Below are 18263 nucleotides of genomic sequence, written 5' to 3' on the forward strand. Positions count from 1 at the left end.
CAGTTGCTTTAAATTTATGAAAAGCCTTGCAAGACCCGCGCCGGCGCTTGTTCATCATCAAGAGAAGTGAGAACATTTTTAATCAATGGCAGCCGTAATCAAAACCAAATTACCGACGCCGATTTCTGAGGCACAGGCTTCAATCAATGCCTCTGAGATTATGGTTTCGCGAAGCATTCAAGAAAACCACATGCGGTTAAGGTTGCTCTCTGACCCGCCCGGTTTAATCGAAGTTCCGGGATTGACAAACACCATCGTTTCCATGCATATCGGGCAACCGGTTCAGCTTGCCTGTCGCCGAGGGGGCTACAATCATCGCGGCTTAGCCGTGCATGGTGATATAGACATCATCCCTGCAAACACGCCGAGCCTCTGGGAGATTAAAGAAAAAGATACGGCGTTTATTATGAGTTTGTCGCCGGAATTGATACAGACAGTAGCCGAAGAGTTTGCTATTGACCCGGCTCGCCTGGAGATTCAAAACCGTTTTCAACTGCGCGACCAGCAACTGGAAAATATCGGACTGGTTTTGAAAGCCGAAATGGAAAGCGGCTATCCGTGCGGGCAATTGTACTTCGATAGCCTGGCGGTTTCCGTCGCCACCAGGCTTCTGCGTTATTATAGCTCGATGACGCTTCCCCAGCAGAAATACAATGGTCGTTTGCCGGAGCGCAAGTTGCGACAGGTGCTTGCCTATATCGAAGACCATCTCAGTGCGGATTTATCGCTTCGCGAGTTGGCAGAGATTGCCGGTCTCAGCGTTTCGCATTTCAAAAACCTGTTTCGCGAATCGGTCGGTTTAACCGCCCATCAATATCTGATCAGACGACGGGTCGAGCGCGCCAAAACCTTGCTTACGGATGGCAAGCTGTCGATCAGCCAGATTGCTTTTGAAACCGGGTTTGCTCATCAAAGCCATCTGGCGCGTCATATGCGGCGGCTGCTCGGCGTATCCCCAAAAGCCCTTCGCCGATAATTGCTTCCACCAATCTTTTCACCCCGGTCAATCAACCGGTCACAGCTAAACCGAGATGCCGGAGATGGATTGACTCGATGTTGAAAAAATGCCGATAAACCGGGCTTTTTCTCAATGTGTCGTGTACCAACCTTCTGCATTCCGGTTTAGTTGTCCAAATCTGCTCTTTTGCGGCTTTCTGTGAGCGACGTTTGAACTGATGCATTTCTATAATCGTTACTTCAACCGAAACCCAGACGCACAGAAGTTTCTCAAGTAATTCGACCGCAACACCCAACGACGCAAAAAGGAGAGAGCGAATGAGCGTAGAATCTGCGACCCTTGCACCGGAAAAACTGATAACCTTTCAACCGATTCTCTGGGGCGGACTGTTAGCCGGAATCCTGGATATTACTGCTGCCTGCATCAACAGTGGTTTGCGAAGTGGACGCAGCCCGCAATGGGTATTGCAATCGGTCGCCAGCGGATTGCTTGGCGTAGACGCTTACAAAGGCGGCTGGACGACGGCTTTGCTTGGGCTTTTCCTGCATTTCCTGATTGCCTTTGTTGCCGCCACCATCTATTACTTCGCGAGTCGCAAATTATCTTTTTTGGTATCGTCGCCCATCCTCAGCGGATTTTCATATGGCATCGCGGTTTATCTGTTTATGTATTTCGTTGTTTTGCGGCTGGCGTTTTCCAACATGACCTATACGATGGTCGGCGTCGCTACCGGAATGTTGATTCATATGTTTTGTGTAGGCTTGCCGATTGCTCTGGCGGTGCGCCGATTTGCAGCGATGCCGTTGATGATGTTATTGCTCGCGACCTTATTGTGGAATGCGCCTGACGCGAGCGCCGTAATTCGCAGGCAAAAACCAACGGCGCAACCTGCTGTGCTGGTCGAACTGTTTACTTCGGAAGGCTGCTCTACGTGTCCATCGGCGGATATCTTATTGACCGAGTTTGAACAGACCCAACCGGTGGGCGGCGCACAGATTTTGATTCTCAGCGAACACGTCGATTACTGGAACCGTCTGGGTTGGAAAGACCGGTTTTCGGCAGCCGGATTCACCGAGCGGCAGCTTGATTATGCGCGGGTGCTTAAACTCAAAGATATCTATACGCCGCAACTGGTGATTGATGGTCGCGTGGAAGTCATCGGCAACCGCCGCGAAACCGCTCTCGAAGAAATTGCCAGGGCTTCGCGTTTACCGAAAGCGGCTATCGGTTTAGAGGTCATGGACGCCGCCGCGAAATCGCTCAGGCTCCGGGTTCAGGTGGACGAGGTCCCATTGATTGCCAGCGGCGATAGCGCCGAGGTGATATTGGCGATTAGCGAAAGCGATTTACAAAGCAATGTCTCGCGCGGTGAAAACGCCGGTCGCGAACTCCGGCATTCGGCAGTTGCCCGCAGGCTCAAAAAAATTGGTGACATCGAAGACGGCAAGTTTAATGGCGAAACGAAAGTGGATTTGAATAAAGACTGGAACCTGCAAAACCTCAAGGCGCTGGTTTTTGTGCAGGAGCGTAAAAGTCGTCATGTGTTGGGTGCTGCAACCATCAAACTGAGTGGCGCGATGTGAGCCGCGCCTCCCACCTTTCGATATAAGACGAACCTCCCACCTTTCGATGTGAACTGAGCCTCCCACCTTATCTCATGCCATCTTGCGATATGAGTGAGTTGCGCGTAGCGACCGGCGAGGTCTTTGACGGTTTGTGAAGGGAAATCTCGCTTTGGGTTTGGATGGATAGAGCGGCGAAGTCAAAGACCGTTGCGGCTCAAGATGCAGCTATCGGTTTGCCGATGAAAGCGGTTTAACGGCAAATCGCCTGGCATTGCGTTCGCGGGCTTTGTCAATTTCCTGTTCACGATTTCTTGGAGGCGCGTTGGTGGCAAGCGTGTCCAATAACTTTCGAGATACGGCAGCGATTTCGTCAACCGCAGCTAAGAACGCCGCTTCGTTGGTTTTCGATGGTTTATTGAAACCGCTGATTTTTCTCACGTATTGCAATGCGGCGGCGCGAATCTCTTCATCCGTCACCAGCGGCTCAAAGTTAAATAACGGTTTGATGTTTCTGCACATAGAAATAAACTCCATCCGAAATCGCGGTTCCTCAGCCAAATGGTAAACGGCAATTTGCTTGAACCCGGTTTGCTGGTGACCGCGTGCCACTCGACAATCACAATATAAACTCGCCCGAAACCAATTTACTTTCAGGACAATTTTGCTGCTTCATTAACTCCAAGCCTTCAGAGCTTATCAAGTCCCCCAAACGAATAAAAGTAAGCGTTGAATTCCAAACCGACTTCGGGTCAAACGGATGTTGGAAGAGCGGTTTAAGCAGGCTGATTATCGCTTGATGGCGCTTGAGCGGCGCATTCATTTTTTTGCACGCCATTTTTAACCCACACCCGGCAAACCTACCTGCGCTGATTACCCGGATTGCGTTAAAAATGTTATACACCAACCTTCTCAAAAAATATTCAAGCAAATTTTGCATCGTTTTTTTGCCGGTTTACGTCATTGGTTGCATCAGGCACTGACAGTTCATCATTTGGGGAGAAATCAATTGCGGGTCAGATTAAAACTGAAAGCTTTAGGTGTGGGCGCTCGTTTGCCCTTAAACAGCAATCATCAGGCAGCTTCCTTGATTTATAAAATCGTCGGGCAATCGTCGAGCGCCTTTGCGACCGAGCTGCACGAAGCCGGGTTTATGGCGGAAAACGGCAGAAAATTCAAGCTTTTCGCCTTTTCCAGATTGAACCCCTTGCATCGTCGCCGCGTCGGTGACGAATTGCATTTGCAGTCGCCCGAAGTTGAATGGACGGTGAGTTCGCCGGTCGCCGCGTTCATTGAGCATTTCGTATCGGGACTTTTTCAAAGCGCGAGGTTCAAAATCGCCCGGACGGAATTCGTGTTGGCAGAAGCCGAGTCGTTGCCGGAACCGCGATTTACCGAGCGCCTGAAAATGCGCGCTCTGTCGCCGATAACCGAATCGCTCAGAGACGCAGAAGGCCGCGTGCGATTTTTAACGATTGAAGAGAATTGGTCTGAGGTGATGCAACGCAACCTGCTGCGCAAATATGAGGCGCTGCACGGACGCGCGCCTGAGGATAGGCGCTTTCGCTGGACGTGGGACGGCGAGTATGTCAAAGAGCAGATGCGGCGCGGCAAACGGGTGTCGTCCTTAGTTGAGATAAACGGTGAAGGGCGCGAAGCCATTAAGGTGCGCGGCTGGCTTGCGCCGTTTAGCGTCGAAGGCAGCCTTGAACTCATCAAACTCGGCTACGAAGCGGGCTTCGGCAGCCGCAATTCGATGGGCTTCGGACTGGCTGAAGTTTGTCCCTGAGATAGTCCGGCAAGGTTGCCGAACGCTATAAGTGATGAATCATTTTGTAAGATGTCGCTTGGCGAAATTCAATCATTTGTGCGGTTGGCATGAGTCTCAATGATTGGAATGGGAATCGGTTGTGAACGATTATAAGGAGAATTTCAAAAATGCTTGATACGCTTTTGCAAATTGGGAAAACGTTGCGAGAATCCAGGCGTTTGCGTCATCACCGCTACATCAAGCCTGCGCCGAAAAAAGATAAGAAAACCGATGTGGTTTATCTTGTTTTGCCTGTGCGCGAAGATTTTACATTTGATTTCGCCAATCTGGATACAGACTTTCATAACGAAAATGTTATTCGGCATTTCTATTATCTCGCTTATAAATCTTCTGACGCTGATAGTTTAATGAAATATATCTGGGGTGATATTTCTTACGGCATTGATAAAAAAGGCAAAGAGCAGGGTTATTATCGAATGGAAAATCCTGAAGTTAAAAACGCTTTCGGGTTGAGTTCGTTCGTGCGGGGCATTGAAGACGCAAAAACTTTTAATGGCACAGAGATTGAGAAATTCCGTAAATCCTTTGCAGCAAATCGAGAACCTATTGAGAACCTTTTGAAAGAATATGGGCTGGAAAGATTCTGTTATCTCCATTTCGATTTTCGTGGCGAAAAAAAACATTGGTATGAATTTGAAGATGAATTGAAAGCCATCAATAAAAAATTTTTACAGGAATTTATTGGCGAAAAACAAAGCGGTGCCATAGTGTTGCGGAAAAGCTTGTATAAGACGCTTGCTTCACCTGAAAAAAATTTACCATTTCCGAATTTTTCGGCTTCAAATATCTACAAAACGCGAACATTTCAATCGGAAGACGAAGTTTTGGATTTGATTTACGCCATCAATTATTCAACGAAAGCGGTCATTTCCGAACGCGATATTAAGATCATTATCTTGCCAAAAGGTAAAAATATTGAAGCAACTCATATTGAAGAATTTTTTGAACGTCGAAAATTTAAAGATGAATTGGGTGCAGAAGAAAAACTGGTTGAACAAAACAAACCAGAAAACGAGGATGGGTTAGATGCTTTATTTACGCCTGTGATTGATGAAAGTGTATCGGATGAAATTGTCGAATTTGATTTTGTATTCAGCAAAGCGGGCGGAATGACTTCGCCTGATGTAGATATGATTGAACTGGCTGGAATACAACGCAGTTTATTGGCGGAACTTGCAAATCAAGCGAAGGACATTCGCTTTAAGGTGGAACAGGAGCGCGAAAAGTTGCTCGGCAAAAATGACAAAATCAAACCCTTGAGTATCAAAATGTCTTTCCTGAATATCCTCGGTGATGTGACAAAGGACAAGAAAAAATATCAAAGTCATTTGCTCAAAGTATTACCGCAAATTTATTCAGGAAATTACTACAAAGACGCGGTTCTGCTTCCGGCGTTTATAGAGAAAACCGAGTACAACATCAGGCAGGAGAAAGGCGATTTTAACCTGCTGAAATTTAATTATGAATTTCTGGTCAGATTACGAAATAACCATGGAGAAAAGGATATGGAAGATATGAGAACTTCAAAGAGTTATGCGGCAGGAAAACTGCTTGGACAACTCGCGCAACCGGTTTCCTGGGAAATCAAATCATTTGAAAAAAACTATGTCGGACTGCTTTCCAGGCGAATATCCGATAAGCAAGGCTTGGTCGCTTTTGCGAATTTTATCAATCAAAAACTGGCAATTCACGAAAGAACTTATCCGAGTTTGAAGGAAAAATACATCGAACTTGCAAAAATTTTGAGCGACATGGAGAACAAAGAGTACCACCGCGAATATTGCGCCTTCGGCTTTTTTGAAGGCTATTTCGCGAAATTTGAAAGGCCTGACACATCCGTAGTTGAAGGAGAAAATCGATGATCAACAAATCTGAAATATTGTTTCTTTACGAAAGCACCTATTCAATGCCAAACGGCGATCCGTTCACAGGCGAGCAACGCTATGATGACGAAACCAAGAAGGTTTTAATCAGTGATGTTCGCATCAAACGCTTTATCCGCGATTATTTTGTGGAAAATGGTAAAGACGTTTATGTCATCAATGACAAATCACAGCTGGGTGAAGGCGTTAAAGGTTCAGGCGCGGCTCTGAGAATGTTGAGTTTAAAGAGCAAATTCAAGGATGACCCCTCAGTTTTGCGCGAAGGTAAGAAAGGCAAAACCGAATTCGATGCGCTCAAAATTTTGCAGAAATGTATTGATGTGCGTTTATTCGGCGGAATTTCGACCGAAGAAGGTGATGCCGTGAATCTCACGGGAGCCGTTCAATTTGCTTTGCTGAATCCTTCACTGAATGCAAGCGATTTGCGAATTCACCAGAACACTTCGGTCTTTTCATCCAGCGAAGATAAATCTCGCGGAGCAATCGGCACAACGACGGTGGTTCCTTATTCACTGAACCAAATTCATGGTTGGATCAATCCCTATTCCGCGAAACATACCGGCTTGACGGAAGAAGATATTTCCGCAATGTTCAAAGCTTTGTGGGAAAGCGTCAACAACGCGAATACGCGCACCAAGTCGAATCAAAATTCGCTGTTGCTGATTCAAATCGTTTATTCCGGGCCGAATAAAAAACTTTACGGCGTAGACCGATTGATCAAACTGGTTTCGGAAAAACGCGATGAGCAGATTCGCAATTCTGACGACTACACGCTTGATTTTTCTGCGTTACATGAAGTTTCCGAGAGCGAAAAGGTATCGACGGTAAAGTTCTATACCGAAAAAGCGGAAATCGAAAATCGTCTCAAGGAGATGCCAAAGTTTGTTAAGATGAGCCTGTGAGGTGACAACGATGCAAACCACGCTTGAACAAATTATCGAAGCCGCAAGCCGTTTATCGCCCGAAGAGATTCATAAACTGGGCGAATGGGTTCGTGAAAAAGAATCGCAAAATAGCGAAAGCAACGGCAAACCCCCAGAAGTTGAAGAAGAGGTCAGGAAATTCAACCTGGCAATGAAATGGATACGGGAAAATCGTGATGAATATCTCGGAAAGTGGGTTTGTCTGGATGGCGACAGGCTTATCAGTTCCGGCGAAGATGCCGTCAAAGTTTACCATGAAGCCATCGCAAAAGGGATTGAAATTCCTTTTGTCAATGAGGTTAGAGAAGAGGCGGAGGCTTATTTGGGAGGTTGGGAAGGGTGTCAGTAATCATCGAATTCCTGAAGGTTTATGAATTTGACACACGTCAAACCGGTATAACCGTTCCGGTCAAACTTTTCTCCGACGATAAAAAAGTTTCGCTTTTTGCCAAAATTGATACGGGTTCAACGCATTGTTTTTTTGAGCGCAAATATGCCGACCAACTTGGCATTGTGATTGAAAGCGGTCAACCGCTGTCGGTAAGTACGGCAACCGGAACTTTCCTTGCTTTTGGACACGAATTAACTTTATCGGTTCTGGATATCGAGCAGTGTGTTTGGCTTTATTTTATTGCTGAAGAAAGTATCAAGCGTAATGTGTTAGGCAGGCAGGGCTTTTTGAGTCAGGTTCAGTTCGGCTTGATCGATTACGAGGGCAAACTCTTGCTCAGTCAATATGAGGAAATCGTGCGATGAAAGGCGTCATATTTAATTTAAAAGGAAACTGGGGGCATTTTCGCAAACCCGAAACCAACAACAATCCGTTGACTCACGATTTTATTACCAAGACGGCATTGATCGGTTTAATAGGCGCGGTGTTGGGGAAGGAACGCGATGAAATGAAAACTCTCTTTCCGCAACTTTCCGAAGATTTGCTTTATGGCGTTTGTGTGAAAAATGTTGTCAAGAAAGAGTCCTGGGCGTTCACGTTGCGCTACGTTGTGGATTTGATGCAGAAAGCTCCCAAGCAAATGGAGTTTTTGAAAAACCCCGAAAACACCATCGCATTGGCTTTGAAGGGGGAAAATTCAGCAACCATTTTTGACGATTTCGTTTCCGCAATCCGGCAAAATGAAGCGCACTATACGCCCGTTCTGGGTTTGCATAATTGTCCCGCAGAAATTGAGACTATTTCCCTTGGTGAGTTTCACGTTAAAAACGGCAGCTTTTCCACGAAAGGATTTATCAAAGAGCAGCAGATTGATGTTGTAAAAATGCTCCGTGCGAATACCTTTCGGGTTGGGGTAGAGAAGATTCCAACCTTTCAGAATGATGATTTCTGGAATTTGCCAGACCGATACGAAAAGGTTCTTTACCCGTCGGAAAACCGCGAAGTTTTTGCAAACGGGGAATTTTATGAATTCACAGACGGTTCACAATGGACATTGATTTAACCACTGCTTTCGATTCACATCCCGGAAAACCTTTGCAAAAACACTTGAGCGGTGTTGTGGCAAAGGTGAAATATCGAACCGCCAATCTGCCGACCTCGCTCAATTTGAAACTCGCTGAAATTGCCGCGCTCTTTCACGATTTGGGAAAAACCAATCCGTATTTTCAAGCTAAATTGAGGGGCGAGTCGGTCAATGGATATTCATCACATGCATATCTTTCGGCTTATGTATTTTGGAATTTCTGCCAGAATAATCGCGAAAAGGTTTTATCCTGGGTAAATCGAAACGAACAATGTTTCAGTCTTCTGACAATGATTGCGCGACATCACGGCAATTTACCTGATTTTGAAGATGGATTATTCAACCCGGACGAAACCAGACGGTTAGCGGATTTTTTGAGCAGACATTCGGATTTGCCGGTTTCGGATTTTTTACAGTTGCTCGAACCTCATGAAAAATTTGAGTTGAGTATTTCAGAAAGCTTTCAAAGAGAATTATTCAAAGCCAGGGTTATTGAAGACCGCAACAAACAACCGCTCAACTTTTTCCTCGAAACGCAATTTTGCTTTGCGTGTTTGCTCGAAGCCGATAAACGCGATGCAGGCGATAATGAAAATTACAATCGCCAGAATTTACGCGAAAGTTATTTTGAAGCAAATTTCGCAACTAAAATCACTGAAAAGTTAAATTCCTTCGGCGAGAAAAACCCGCTCAACAATTTGCGAACCGCAATGCGTCTGGAGTCTGTAGAGCGCCTGCGTGAAAAATTGCCGGAAAATAAACGGGTGTTCACGCTTTCTGCACCAACCGGCGCAGGGAAAACTATGATGCTTCTGGCATTGGCAAAAGAGATTTTAGCAATCGATAAAAATCTGAGCGTGATTTACAGCTTGCCCTTTCTTTCGATCACCGAGCAGGTTGAAGGCATATGTCGGGAAATATTTGATGGCAATGTTTTGCGAATTGATTCACGGGCTGAAAATCAGGCGATTCAGGAATTACAGAAAAAACTTGATGATGAACAAACCGATGAGAATGTAAAGAAACTTTTACAGGAAAGTTTTACCGAAACCACTTTTGATCATCCATTTATCATTACGACCTTTGTGCAGGTTTTTGAAGCCCTTCTGAGCAATCGAAACGCCATCCTCTTACGACTGCCCAGTTTCTCGAAAACCGTGTTTTTGATTGATGAAATTCAAGCTTTGCCCTATCGCCTTTATTCATTTTTCACTGCACTATTAGACGAATTTTGCCGGCAATTCGATTCTTACGCGATAATTTCAACGGCGACCATGCCGCATCTCGATTTTCCTTCCGCCGAAATCGAAGGCAAAAAGCTGTTTTTAAATTATCAAAAACCGGATGAATTATTGAACGCGCCAAAGTATTTCCGTGAGCAGATTTTCAATCGCTATCGCGTGATACGCCTTTTACAGACGGATTTCAAAATTTCTGATTTAGCGCGACATATCGAAAATCGCCACGACTCTTCTCTGGTGATTCTCAATACGATTGATGACACTAAAGATTTATATGCGCTGCTTTCGGAAGGTTATGGTACAGATGAATACGTTTTGCTAAACACCCATTTTACGCTTGAAGACCGCCGTAAAAAGATTGAGCATTGCCAGAAGCGACTTCAGCGCAAAGAAAAAGTTATTTTGATTTCCACGCAACTGATCGAAGCCGGCGTTGATATTGATTTTCCCACGGTTTATAGGGATTTCTGTCCGCTTCCAAGTTTAATTCAATCTGCCGGGCGCTGTAATCGCAACGGGCGGCTGAACTTTGGTGACGTCTTCTTTTTTGCCCTACAGAAAGCCAACGGGAAATTTTCATCGGAATTGATTTATCGTGATGAGGCAAAGGCGTTTTTAAAATTTTGTCGCAAGGAATTGGCTGATCTGATCACTGAATCAGAACTTTTCGAGATACAAAAACGCTTTTTTCAAACGGAAATCGGCGAATACCTGGAGTTCGGAATTCATAAACAATCAAACTGCAAAGACGGAGACAGAGAAGGCGTTTTGAATCTCGTTAAAGCGATCAATAAAGCCGCGTTTGAACAGCTCGGTAAGTTCAAACTGATTGACGAACAATATTTCGGGCAGGAGTTTCGCTACTATATCCCTGAAGACCCGCATGACCAAATGTTTGAAGAATTGCAGAACCTGTCCGAAGTTCAATTCACGCGAAACTTTGAAGAAGCAATACAAAAACGCATTCAGATAGAGACGCAACTGCGAAAGATGTCGGCGCGAATCGTTACGTTTCGCGTCAAAGATGAGACGTTTGCGCCTGCTTATGAGAGTAAAGAGGTTTTTAAAATTCGCAAACTTCAAAGTCTGCACGACTATTCGTTTGAAAAAGGCATTAAATTGAAACCCAATGCCGGCTGCATCATTTAGAGATAGTTGTTGAATAATGTTCGGGATGAATGAAATTCATAGACCATTGGCAATGAAGTTTTATTGATCCACAGAAAGCATAAATTGATTTCACGGATTGGCTGCTGCAAAAGTGATTGGAAACTGCGCAGCGGTTTTCGCCGGAACCATTAAATGCGTAGGCGACAGTTCATCGGTTGAAAATAGAGCCGAAACTATGAGCGAAAGGATATGACCGCATTACCCGTCTTTACCGGCACGGAACTCGGTTACTACTTCATCTGCCATAAAAAACTCTGGTGGTTTACGCATGGCGTGCAGATGGAGCAGGGCAACGAGCGCGTCAAAATCGGCAAGCTGGTTCACGAAACCGCTTATGCCCGTAAAAAGAAAGAACTCGAGATTGACAATAAAATCGTCATTGACTGGCAGGAAGACGGCATCATTCACGAAACCAAACTCACGGATAAGATGGAAACCGCGCATGAGATGCAATTGCTCTACTATCTCTATTACCTCAAACTCAAAGGCGTGGAAAATCTGCGCGGCGAAATCGATTATCCCAAACTGCGCCGCAAACACCCGGTCGAACTGACGCCCGAAAATGAAGCCAGGGTCAAAGCGGCGCTCGACGACATGCAACGCATCACGGACGGCAAACGCCCGCCCGAAGTGAAGTGGATGAAGATTTGCCGCTCGTGCAGCTATGCGGAACTGTGTTGGGGATGAGCGGCGACGGCGTACCCATTTCATCGCCCCTTCGCGTTAGCTATGCGGAACTCTGTTGGGATGAGCCTGGCAATCGGCAGGTTGGAGAATACTCAAGCGTCTGAGTTTCTCTACAGCCAACATCTGCCGGTCAACTTTCACGATGCCGATTGCGCAACGAGCAAGCGGTAAGCGAGGTCGCGCGCGGGTTCAAGGTCAACTTTCACGATGCCGATTGCCAAACGCCAAACCTTACGGTTTCGGCGCGCGGCGTCCTGAATCCTTCTGAAAGGAGATGTCTGTTATGCCGCGAAACTATTTTTTGACACGTTCGGGCAGTCTGCGCCGCAAAGACAATACCCTGGTTTTTGAGCCGTCGCCTGAAAAAGATGCCCCTTGCGAACCCCTCGCCGGTGTCGAAGAAGTTTTCTATTCCGATGATGAACCGTCTGCGCCCACAGCCGACGCCTCCGGGTCGTTCGCCCCGCCGTCACCCCTTGAAGCCCCGGACGCGGCGCTTACGCAAGCCGCAGGTGCTCCATCGCTTTCGGCTGACGACCTGGGCGAACTGGCGTTGGAGCCGCCGGCTATGGATGAGGCAACCCTGCTTGACACACGGTCTGAAGCGTCCGTAAAAGTGAACGACCGGCGGGTCATTCCCGTTGAAGATGTCGAGTCCATCTGGGTCTTTCGCGAACTCGATTTGAATGCCAGAGTGCTGGTCTTTTTATCGCAGCATCATGTGCCGGTGCATTTCTTTAACTATTACGGCTTTTATGCGGGCAGTTTTTACCCGCGCGATTATCTGCAAGCCGGGTATATGATCGTTCGCCAGGTGCGCCACTACTCCAACCGGCGTCTGCGGCTGGCTATCGCCCGCGAATTCATCGCCGCCGCGCTGCATAACATCACCCGCAATCTGCGTTATTACGGGGCGCGCGGCATTGATTTGCAGGCGGAAACCGAAGGCGTGCAGCTTGAATCGCTGCGGCTTCCCGAAGTGAAATCGATTGGCGAATTGATGGCTTGCGAAGGGCGCGCGCGGCACGCTTACTATCAGGGGTTCGCGAAAATTTTGCGCGACCGCGTCGAATTCACCAAACGCGCCCGGCGTCCGCCCGACAATCCCGTCAATGCCTTGATTTCATTTACCAATGGCTTGGTCTATACGGCGGTGCTGTCGCAAATCTACCGCACCCAACTCGACCCGACCATCAGCTTTTTGCACGAACCGGGGGCGCGGCGATTTTCGCTCGCCTTAGACCTTGCCGAAGTTTTCAAACCGCTGCTTGCCGACCGGTTGATTTTTAAATTGATCAATCAACGACAATTGCACGAACGCGATTTCGCGCAGGATTTGAATTGCTGTTATTTGAAAGATTCGGGTCGCAAGCTGATTTTGCAGGAATGGGATAACCGCTTGCAAAAAACCATCGAACATCGCCGCTTGAAACGTCACGTCAGCTACGAACGCCTGATTCGCCTGGAATGTTACAAACTGGTCAAGCACTTAACCAACGACGAGCCTTACAAAGGCTTTTGCGCGTGGTGGTGACACCTGGCGTCATCGAGGCTTTGGTCAGGCGGCGATTTTATGGTTGTAGGGTTTGCGAGAGGGGAGGGCATCAATAATGAAGCGGCGATTTTCATTCCCGGATTTTATGGCTCTAAGGGTTCGGGGATGCTAATGAATCGCCAAGCGCCAGCGGCGATTGCCGCGCAGTTTATTGCCGTAAGGTTTGCGAGGATTAAGCCATGTACCTGCTGATTGTTTATGATATAGAGGTTAAGCGCGTCAATCGCGTCCATAAATTTTTGAAACGCTATCTGCACTGGGTGCAGAATTCGGTATTTGAAGGGGAACTCACCGATTCGCAAATCGAAGCGGTAAAGCTCGGATTACAGCGCATCATCGATGACGGCGATTCGGTGTTGATTTACACGGCGCGTGAGCAACGCTGGTTAAATAAAGAGGTGTTAGGAAGCGAACGCGCCGAAACCGGTAATGTCTTGTGAAGTAAGGACAAGGTTACTTCTATGGTCGTCGCCCGACGATTAATTGCCGTTTTGCAAGCGGCAAATCCGGCAACCTGCGCCCGCCGGTTGAAATAACTCAATGAATGCAAAACACGTTTTGCCGGTCGTCGAGGTCCGGCATTTTTCGCATCATCGTAGCCCGACGATAAAAATTCACTAAAACCCCATCAAAAGCCGCCGTAACTGTTGACATAATTAATCCGGGTAGATAAAAATATCGGGCATCAATCGAACCATCGTGGAATTGAAACCAGTGATCCAGCTTTCAGTTAATTTTTTCAGGTCTGCGCATCAATCGAACCATCGTGGAATTGAAACATAACTCATTGGCTTCGGTCAAGGTCATCGCTTCATAGCATCAATCGAACCATCGTGGAATTGAAACGTAAAAGAAGTCTACCTCTATAAGGTGTTTTCCGAGCATCAATCGAACCATCGTGGAATTGAAACGAAAGAAATAATTGTCCTATAGAAAGGTCTGCATTAGCATCAATCGAACCATCGTGGAATTGAAACAAACCAATAATGATAGAATTAAAACGAAAAGCGGGGCATCAATCGAACCATCGTGGAATTGAAACCTTGTCTCGACTTTCAAAACCACGTAGTCGAACCGGGCATCAATCGAACCATCGTGGAATTGAAACTTTTTTTTCATCTGGCTGCTGCTTTTTGTGCAAACCGCATCAATCGAACCATCGTGGAATTGAAACTGTAAAATATTCGGACGGCACACTGAGAACAGGTGAGCATCAATCGAACCATCGTGGAATTGAAACGGATCAGGGCGGGTACTTTTATTCGGAAACGCTCAGCATCAATCGAACCATCGTGGAATTGAAACATGAAGAACAAGCCGCTGGGCGTGATAACCCCATTGGTGCATCAATCGAACCATCGTGGAATTGAAACAAATAATCACCAGCGCGATGAGGATCAGCCCGATGTTGCATCAATCGAACCATCGTGGAATTGAAACACTGTTTTGCAGTCGGGTTTTTCTTTCGAGAATTTTGCATCAATCGAACCATCGTGGAATTGAAACGTAACATTCGCAGAAAAGTTAGAATGCCCGGTGTTGCATCAATCGAACCATCGTGGAATTGAAACCGCCATTCGGTTTTGTCAGATGTTGGAAGAGTTCCCGGCATCAATCGAACCATCGTGGAATTGAAACATTCGGTAAGTTTCGCAACATTCGCGCTTTTATTCACGCATCAATCGAACCATCGTGGAATTGAAACAAAGATCGGCAAAGGTTCACAAATCGAATTTTGCGGGCATCAATCGAACCATCGTGGAATTGAAACGCGCGGTTGGTGATCGGGCGCGGTAACACTTCATCGAGCATCAATCGAACCATCGTGGAATTGAAACTTTGCAGTTGTATGCCAGCTATCGACATAGCCTTTTTGCATCAATCGAACCATCGTGGAATTGAAACAATATTTCAGGCTGAAATTCCAGTAAAATATCTGGAGCATCAATCGAACCATCGTGGAATTGAAACATAGTAAGTGAACCCACTCGGCATTTTGCGAATTTTGCATCAATCGAACCATCGTGGAATTGAAACAAGGCACAACAAAAGGAGTTCGCAAAGGCGGAAACCGCATCAATCGAACCATCGTGGAATTGAAACGTTTTTTCAATCAAGGATTTTGGGAAAATGTGGTCAGCATCAATCGAACCATCGTGGAATTGAAACGCGTCATCTTAATTTCATCAGGAGCAACTTGATTGAGCATCAATCGAACCATCGTGGAATTGAAACTATAACCGACCACGACGCCCAAAAAGAAAAAGATAAGCATCAATCGAACCATCGTGGAATTGAAACAAGAAAGCATACAAGCCTGTGATTCACGGACTCTTAGCATCAATCGAACCATCGTGGAATTGAAACAGAGTCTGTTTGATACCAAAACCAAAAACGAAAGAAGCATCAATCGAACCATCGTGGAATTGAAACATGCTTACCTGCTGTATGGGGAAGTTTTGGCATAGGAGCATCAATCGAACCATCGTGGAATTGAAACAAACCCGGTTCGACTACGTGGTTTTGAAAGTCGAGGCGCATCAATCGAACCATCGTGGAATTGAAACTTATAATCACCTCATAGGTTTAAAGTAGAATACCTAGCATCAATCGAACCATCGTGGAATTGAAACATATGTATAGCAATGCGTGTGCCATATGTGTATGCAAGCATCAATCGAACCATCGTGGAATTGAAACCATTGGTAATCGTTGTCGCTCCTGCTGCGCCGTAAGGCATCAATCGAACCATCGTGGAATTGAAACACATTCAAGCGGTCAAGTTCGCGCATCACCGCATCGCGCATCAATCGAACCATCGTGGAATTGAAACGTGCCCATCGAGGCTTCGCGTTCCTGGTCGCGGATCGTGCATCAATCGAACCATCGTGGAATTGAAACTCAAGCTGGCAATCACTGAGCAACTGATTGACCGCCGGCATCAATCGAACCATCGTGGAATTGAAACGTGTTTGAAAACGTCGGCAGGTAGCCATAGCGCACCGCATCAATCGAACCATCGTGGAATTGAAACTGCGGATAGCGGTTATAGGAACTTTCATAGACGATGAGCATCAATCGAACCATCGTGGAATTGAAACTTTTTTCGTTTGCATAATCGCCATTTCACGTTCGCCTGCATCAATCGAACCATCGTGGAATTGAAACGCATTTAACCCTCTTACAATTTCGAGTTTGGACGTGCATCAATCGAACCATCGTGGAATTGAAACCTGATTGTAAGATTCTTACGAATCCTCAGTATTCCTGCATCAATCGAACCATCGTGGAATTGAAACGCACTCTATTTATCATTTAATTCCAGATTCTGTGTTAGCATCAATCGAACCATCGTGGAATTGAAACACAGTTAATCCTCTATCCAGTATTGTGATTGCGCTAGCATCAATCGAACCATCGTGGAATTGAAACAAGTGTGGCACGCAAATTAATTTTTGCGGGTGATTTCGAGCATCAATCGAACCATCGTGGAATTGAAACATAAAACTACGCGGAAAAGTTTTTTCTTTTCTTTTAGCATCAATCGAACCATCGTGGAATTGAAACCAATGATTCTTTTTTTAACTTGGTTTCCCCATATAGTGCATCAATCGAACCATCGTGGAATTGAAACCCTTCACGAATGTTCAAGGAAGCCTTTGCAACAGCAGCATCAATCGAACCATCGTGGAATTGAAACTAATTTTAAGCCTCCATATAGTTTGTAAATTATGAAGCATCAATCGAACCATCGTGGAATTGAAACGAGGGAGGAAGTAACCCTGATAGTGCAAGGTATGCGGCATCAATCGAACCATCGTGGAATTGAAACTTGAACCAAGAAAGCTGTGTTAGATTCACACATGTAGCATCAATCGAACCATCGTGGAATTGAAACTGCGGATGGCGCGAAATTGGAATCACCCTCATCAAGGCATCAATCGAACCATCGTGGAATTGAAACGTTTTTTGAAAATATTGAAGCTTAGGATGAAAATCAGCATCAATCGAACCATCGTGGAATTGAAACAGTCTTGCCGCCGATTGCATTTTCGATTTCCGTTACGCATCAATCGAACCATCGTGGAATTGAAACTAATTTTTGGGTAAAAACTTTCAATTCTAACACGCGAGCATCAATCGAACCATCGTGGAATTGAAACTAGATTCTGAAAGGTTACAATTTCCGCAAATGATTTGCATCAATCGAACCATCGTGGAATTGAAACGATAATGCCTTAATGTTTTCAACGTGTTCAAGTTCTTGCATCAATCGAACCATCGTGGAATTGAAACATGTTTCAAGATAGCCGATTAGCAAATCGCTAACAAAGCATCAATCGAACCATCGTGGAATTGAAACAGGAACGATTATTTATCAAGATTGACGATCCGGGATTGCATCAATCGAACCATCGTGGAATTGAAACCTTCTACAGATCAATACAAAGACCGCGTCGAATCACGCATCAATCGAACCATCGTGGAATTGAAACTTGGTATTTATTTCAGCAGCTCTTATATCGTTTGGAGCATCAATCGAACCATCGTGGAATTGAAACAAATTGCCGCCCTTTTTAGACTTGTTACTTTTTGTGAGCATCAATCGAACCATCGTGGAATTGAAACGGGCTTAATTTAGAAAATCGGCTATCCCCACACCACGCATCAATCGAACCATCGTGGAATTGAAACAGATGAGGAACAATCAAAACCTAGCTAGAAAGTGTTGCATCAATCGAACCATCGTGGAATTGAAACATCGACTCCCTGCAAACCCTAAATACAATTAAAGCAGGCATCAATCGAACCATCGTGGAATTGAAACTAAATGCAGGCGGCGAAAACAATATGTTAGCTGTCATGAATGGTTGATTCACAACCAACGATGAAAAATGGATCGAGTCGGAGTATGCTCTTTGAAGTCTCAGCGTCAATCAGGTCGGACTCCCTTGGTGCCTCGAGCCCGTATGTTAGC

14 protein-coding genes and 1 CRISPR repeat array are annotated in these 18263 nt (G+C 45.8%); of the genes, 12 read left to right on the forward strand and 2 right to left on the reverse strand.

The genetic code is table 11. The features are described from left to right. Positions 1–85 precede the first annotated feature (85 nt). Together AB1757_28710 and AB1757_28715 are read left to right on the forward strand one after the other, a co-directional pair. Entirely contained in the window at positions 86–976 is an 891-nt protein-coding gene (locus AB1757_28710) for an AraC family transcriptional regulator (GenBank protein ID MEW6131046.1), read from the forward strand. A 299-nt stretch (positions 977–1275) separates the two neighbouring features. Next, positions 1276–2541, forward strand: coding sequence for a DUF1223 domain-containing protein (locus tag AB1757_28715; protein ID MEW6131047.1), 1266 nt, complete (start codon positions 1276–1278; stop codon positions 2539–2541). Between the two features lie 207 nt (positions 2542–2748). Here the strand turns inward: AB1757_28715 and AB1757_28720 are convergent, their stop codons facing one another. Both AB1757_28720 and AB1757_28725 read right to left on the reverse strand, forming a co-directional pair. Continuing rightward, the gene (locus AB1757_28720) at positions 2749–3042 is read right to left on the reverse strand and encodes a DUF2277 domain-containing protein (GenBank protein MEW6131048.1); all 294 of its coding nucleotides are present in this window, start codon (positions 3040–3042) and stop codon (positions 2749–2751) included. Positions 3043–3139: 97 nt separating this feature from the next. Next, on the reverse strand, positions 3140–3460 hold the full coding sequence (locus AB1757_28725; protein MEW6131049.1) for a hypothetical protein: 321 nt from the start codon (positions 3458–3460) through the stop codon (positions 3140–3142). 69 nt (positions 3461–3529) lie between these two features. Here AB1757_28725 and cas6 point away from each other — a divergent pair, with 69 nt between their 5' ends. The 10 genes from cas6 (at position 3530) to cas2 (ending at position 13725) form a co-directional block, all read left to right on the forward strand. Then, positions 3530–4309, forward strand: a complete 780-nt coding sequence (gene cas6, locus AB1757_28730; GenBank protein ID MEW6131050.1) for a CRISPR-associated endoribonuclease Cas6 — start codon at positions 3530–3532, stop codon at positions 4307–4309. A gap of 149 nt (positions 4310–4458) precedes the next feature. After that, the gene (locus AB1757_28735; GenBank protein MEW6131051.1) at positions 4459–6213 is read left to right on the forward strand and encodes a hypothetical protein; all 1755 of its coding nucleotides are present in this window, start codon (positions 4459–4461) and stop codon (positions 6211–6213) included. After that, on the forward strand, positions 6210–7136 hold the full coding sequence (gene cas7b, locus AB1757_28740) for a type I-B CRISPR-associated protein Cas7/Csh2 (protein ID MEW6131052.1): 927 nt from the start codon (positions 6210–6212) through the stop codon (positions 7134–7136). Before AB1757_28735 ends, cas7b begins: the two co-directional genes overlap by 4 nt. A gap of 10 nt (positions 7137–7146) precedes the next feature. Further along, positions 7147–7506 carry a hypothetical protein gene (locus AB1757_28745; GenBank protein MEW6131053.1) on the forward strand — a complete coding sequence of 120 codons (360 nt, stop codon included), beginning with the start codon at positions 7147–7149 and terminating at the stop codon, positions 7504–7506. After that, positions 7497–7913 (forward strand): retropepsin-like aspartic protease, encoded by a 417-nt coding sequence (locus tag AB1757_28750; protein MEW6131054.1) that lies wholly within the window; start codon positions 7497–7499, stop codon positions 7911–7913. The genes AB1757_28745 and AB1757_28750 overlap by 10 nt, the downstream gene beginning before the upstream one ends. After that, a complete protein-coding gene (gene cas5 / locus AB1757_28755) occupies positions 7910–8611 on the forward strand; it encodes a CRISPR-associated protein Cas5 (GenBank protein ID MEW6131055.1) in 702 nt (233 codons plus the stop codon). Before AB1757_28750 ends, cas5 begins: the two co-directional genes overlap by 4 nt. Next, positions 8596–11022 (forward strand): CRISPR-associated helicase Cas3', encoded by a 2427-nt coding sequence (gene cas3, locus AB1757_28760; protein ID MEW6131056.1) that lies wholly within the window; start codon positions 8596–8598, stop codon positions 11020–11022. Before cas5 ends, cas3 begins: the two co-directional genes overlap by 16 nt. 210 nt (positions 11023–11232) lie before the next feature. Then, positions 11233–11730: a CRISPR-associated protein Cas4 gene (cas4, locus tag AB1757_28765; protein ID MEW6131057.1), complete on the forward strand. Its 498-nt coding sequence runs from the start codon at positions 11233–11235 to the stop codon at positions 11728–11730. 283 nt (positions 11731–12013) lie between these two features. Continuing rightward, positions 12014–13264 carry a type I-B CRISPR-associated endonuclease Cas1b gene (gene cas1b, locus AB1757_28770; GenBank protein MEW6131058.1) on the forward strand — a complete coding sequence of 417 codons (1251 nt, stop codon included), beginning with the start codon at positions 12014–12016 and terminating at the stop codon, positions 13262–13264. Between the two features lie 200 nt (positions 13265–13464). Then, a complete protein-coding gene (cas2, locus tag AB1757_28775) occupies positions 13465–13725 on the forward strand; it encodes a CRISPR-associated endonuclease Cas2 (GenBank protein MEW6131059.1) in 261 nt (86 codons plus the stop codon). Between the two features lie 242 nt (positions 13726–13967). Next, positions 13968–18113: a CRISPR direct-repeat array (repeat unit 30 nt; unit sequence GCATCAATCGAACCATCGTGGAATTGAAAC). The last annotated feature ends 150 nt before the right edge of the window (positions 18114–18263 follow it).

It is taken from the genome of Acidobacteriota bacterium, assembly GCA_040754075.1.
Classification (GTDB): domain Bacteria; phylum Acidobacteriota; class Blastocatellia; order UBA7656; family UBA7656; genus JBFMDH01.

Bases quoted from the DNA above. Each gene is read 5' to 3' on its own strand.
- AB1757_28710 (MEW6131046.1), top strand. From the start codon at position 86: ATGGCAGCCGTAATCAAAACCAAATTACCGACGCCGATTTCTGAGGCA.
- AB1757_28715 (MEW6131047.1), top strand. From the start codon at position 1,276: ATGAGCGTAGAATCTGCGACCCTTGCACCGGAAAAACTGATAACCTTT.
- AB1757_28720 (MEW6131048.1), bottom strand. From the start codon at position 3,042: ATGTGCAGAAACATCAAACCGTTATTTAACTTTGAGCCGCTGGTGACG.
- AB1757_28725 (MEW6131049.1), bottom strand. From the start codon at position 3,460: ATGCAAAATTTGCTTGAATATTTTTTGAGAAGGTTGGTGTATAACATT.
- AB1757_28735 (MEW6131051.1), top strand. From the start codon at position 4,459: ATGCTTGATACGCTTTTGCAAATTGGGAAAACGTTGCGAGAATCCAGG.
- cas7b (MEW6131052.1), top strand. From the start codon at position 6,210: ATGATCAACAAATCTGAAATATTGTTTCTTTACGAAAGCACCTATTCA.
- AB1757_28745 (MEW6131053.1), top strand. From the start codon at position 7,147: ATGCAAACCACGCTTGAACAAATTATCGAAGCCGCAAGCCGTTTATCG.
- cas5 (MEW6131055.1), top strand. From the start codon at position 7,910: ATGAAAGGCGTCATATTTAATTTAAAAGGAAACTGGGGGCATTTTCGC.
- cas3 (MEW6131056.1), top strand. From the start codon at position 8,596: ATGGACATTGATTTAACCACTGCTTTCGATTCACATCCCGGAAAACCT.
- cas4 (MEW6131057.1), top strand. From the start codon at position 11,233: ATGACCGCATTACCCGTCTTTACCGGCACGGAACTCGGTTACTACTTC.
- cas1b (MEW6131058.1), top strand. From the start codon at position 12,014: ATGCCGCGAAACTATTTTTTGACACGTTCGGGCAGTCTGCGCCGCAAA.
- cas2 (MEW6131059.1), top strand. From the start codon at position 13,465: ATGTACCTGCTGATTGTTTATGATATAGAGGTTAAGCGCGTCAATCGC.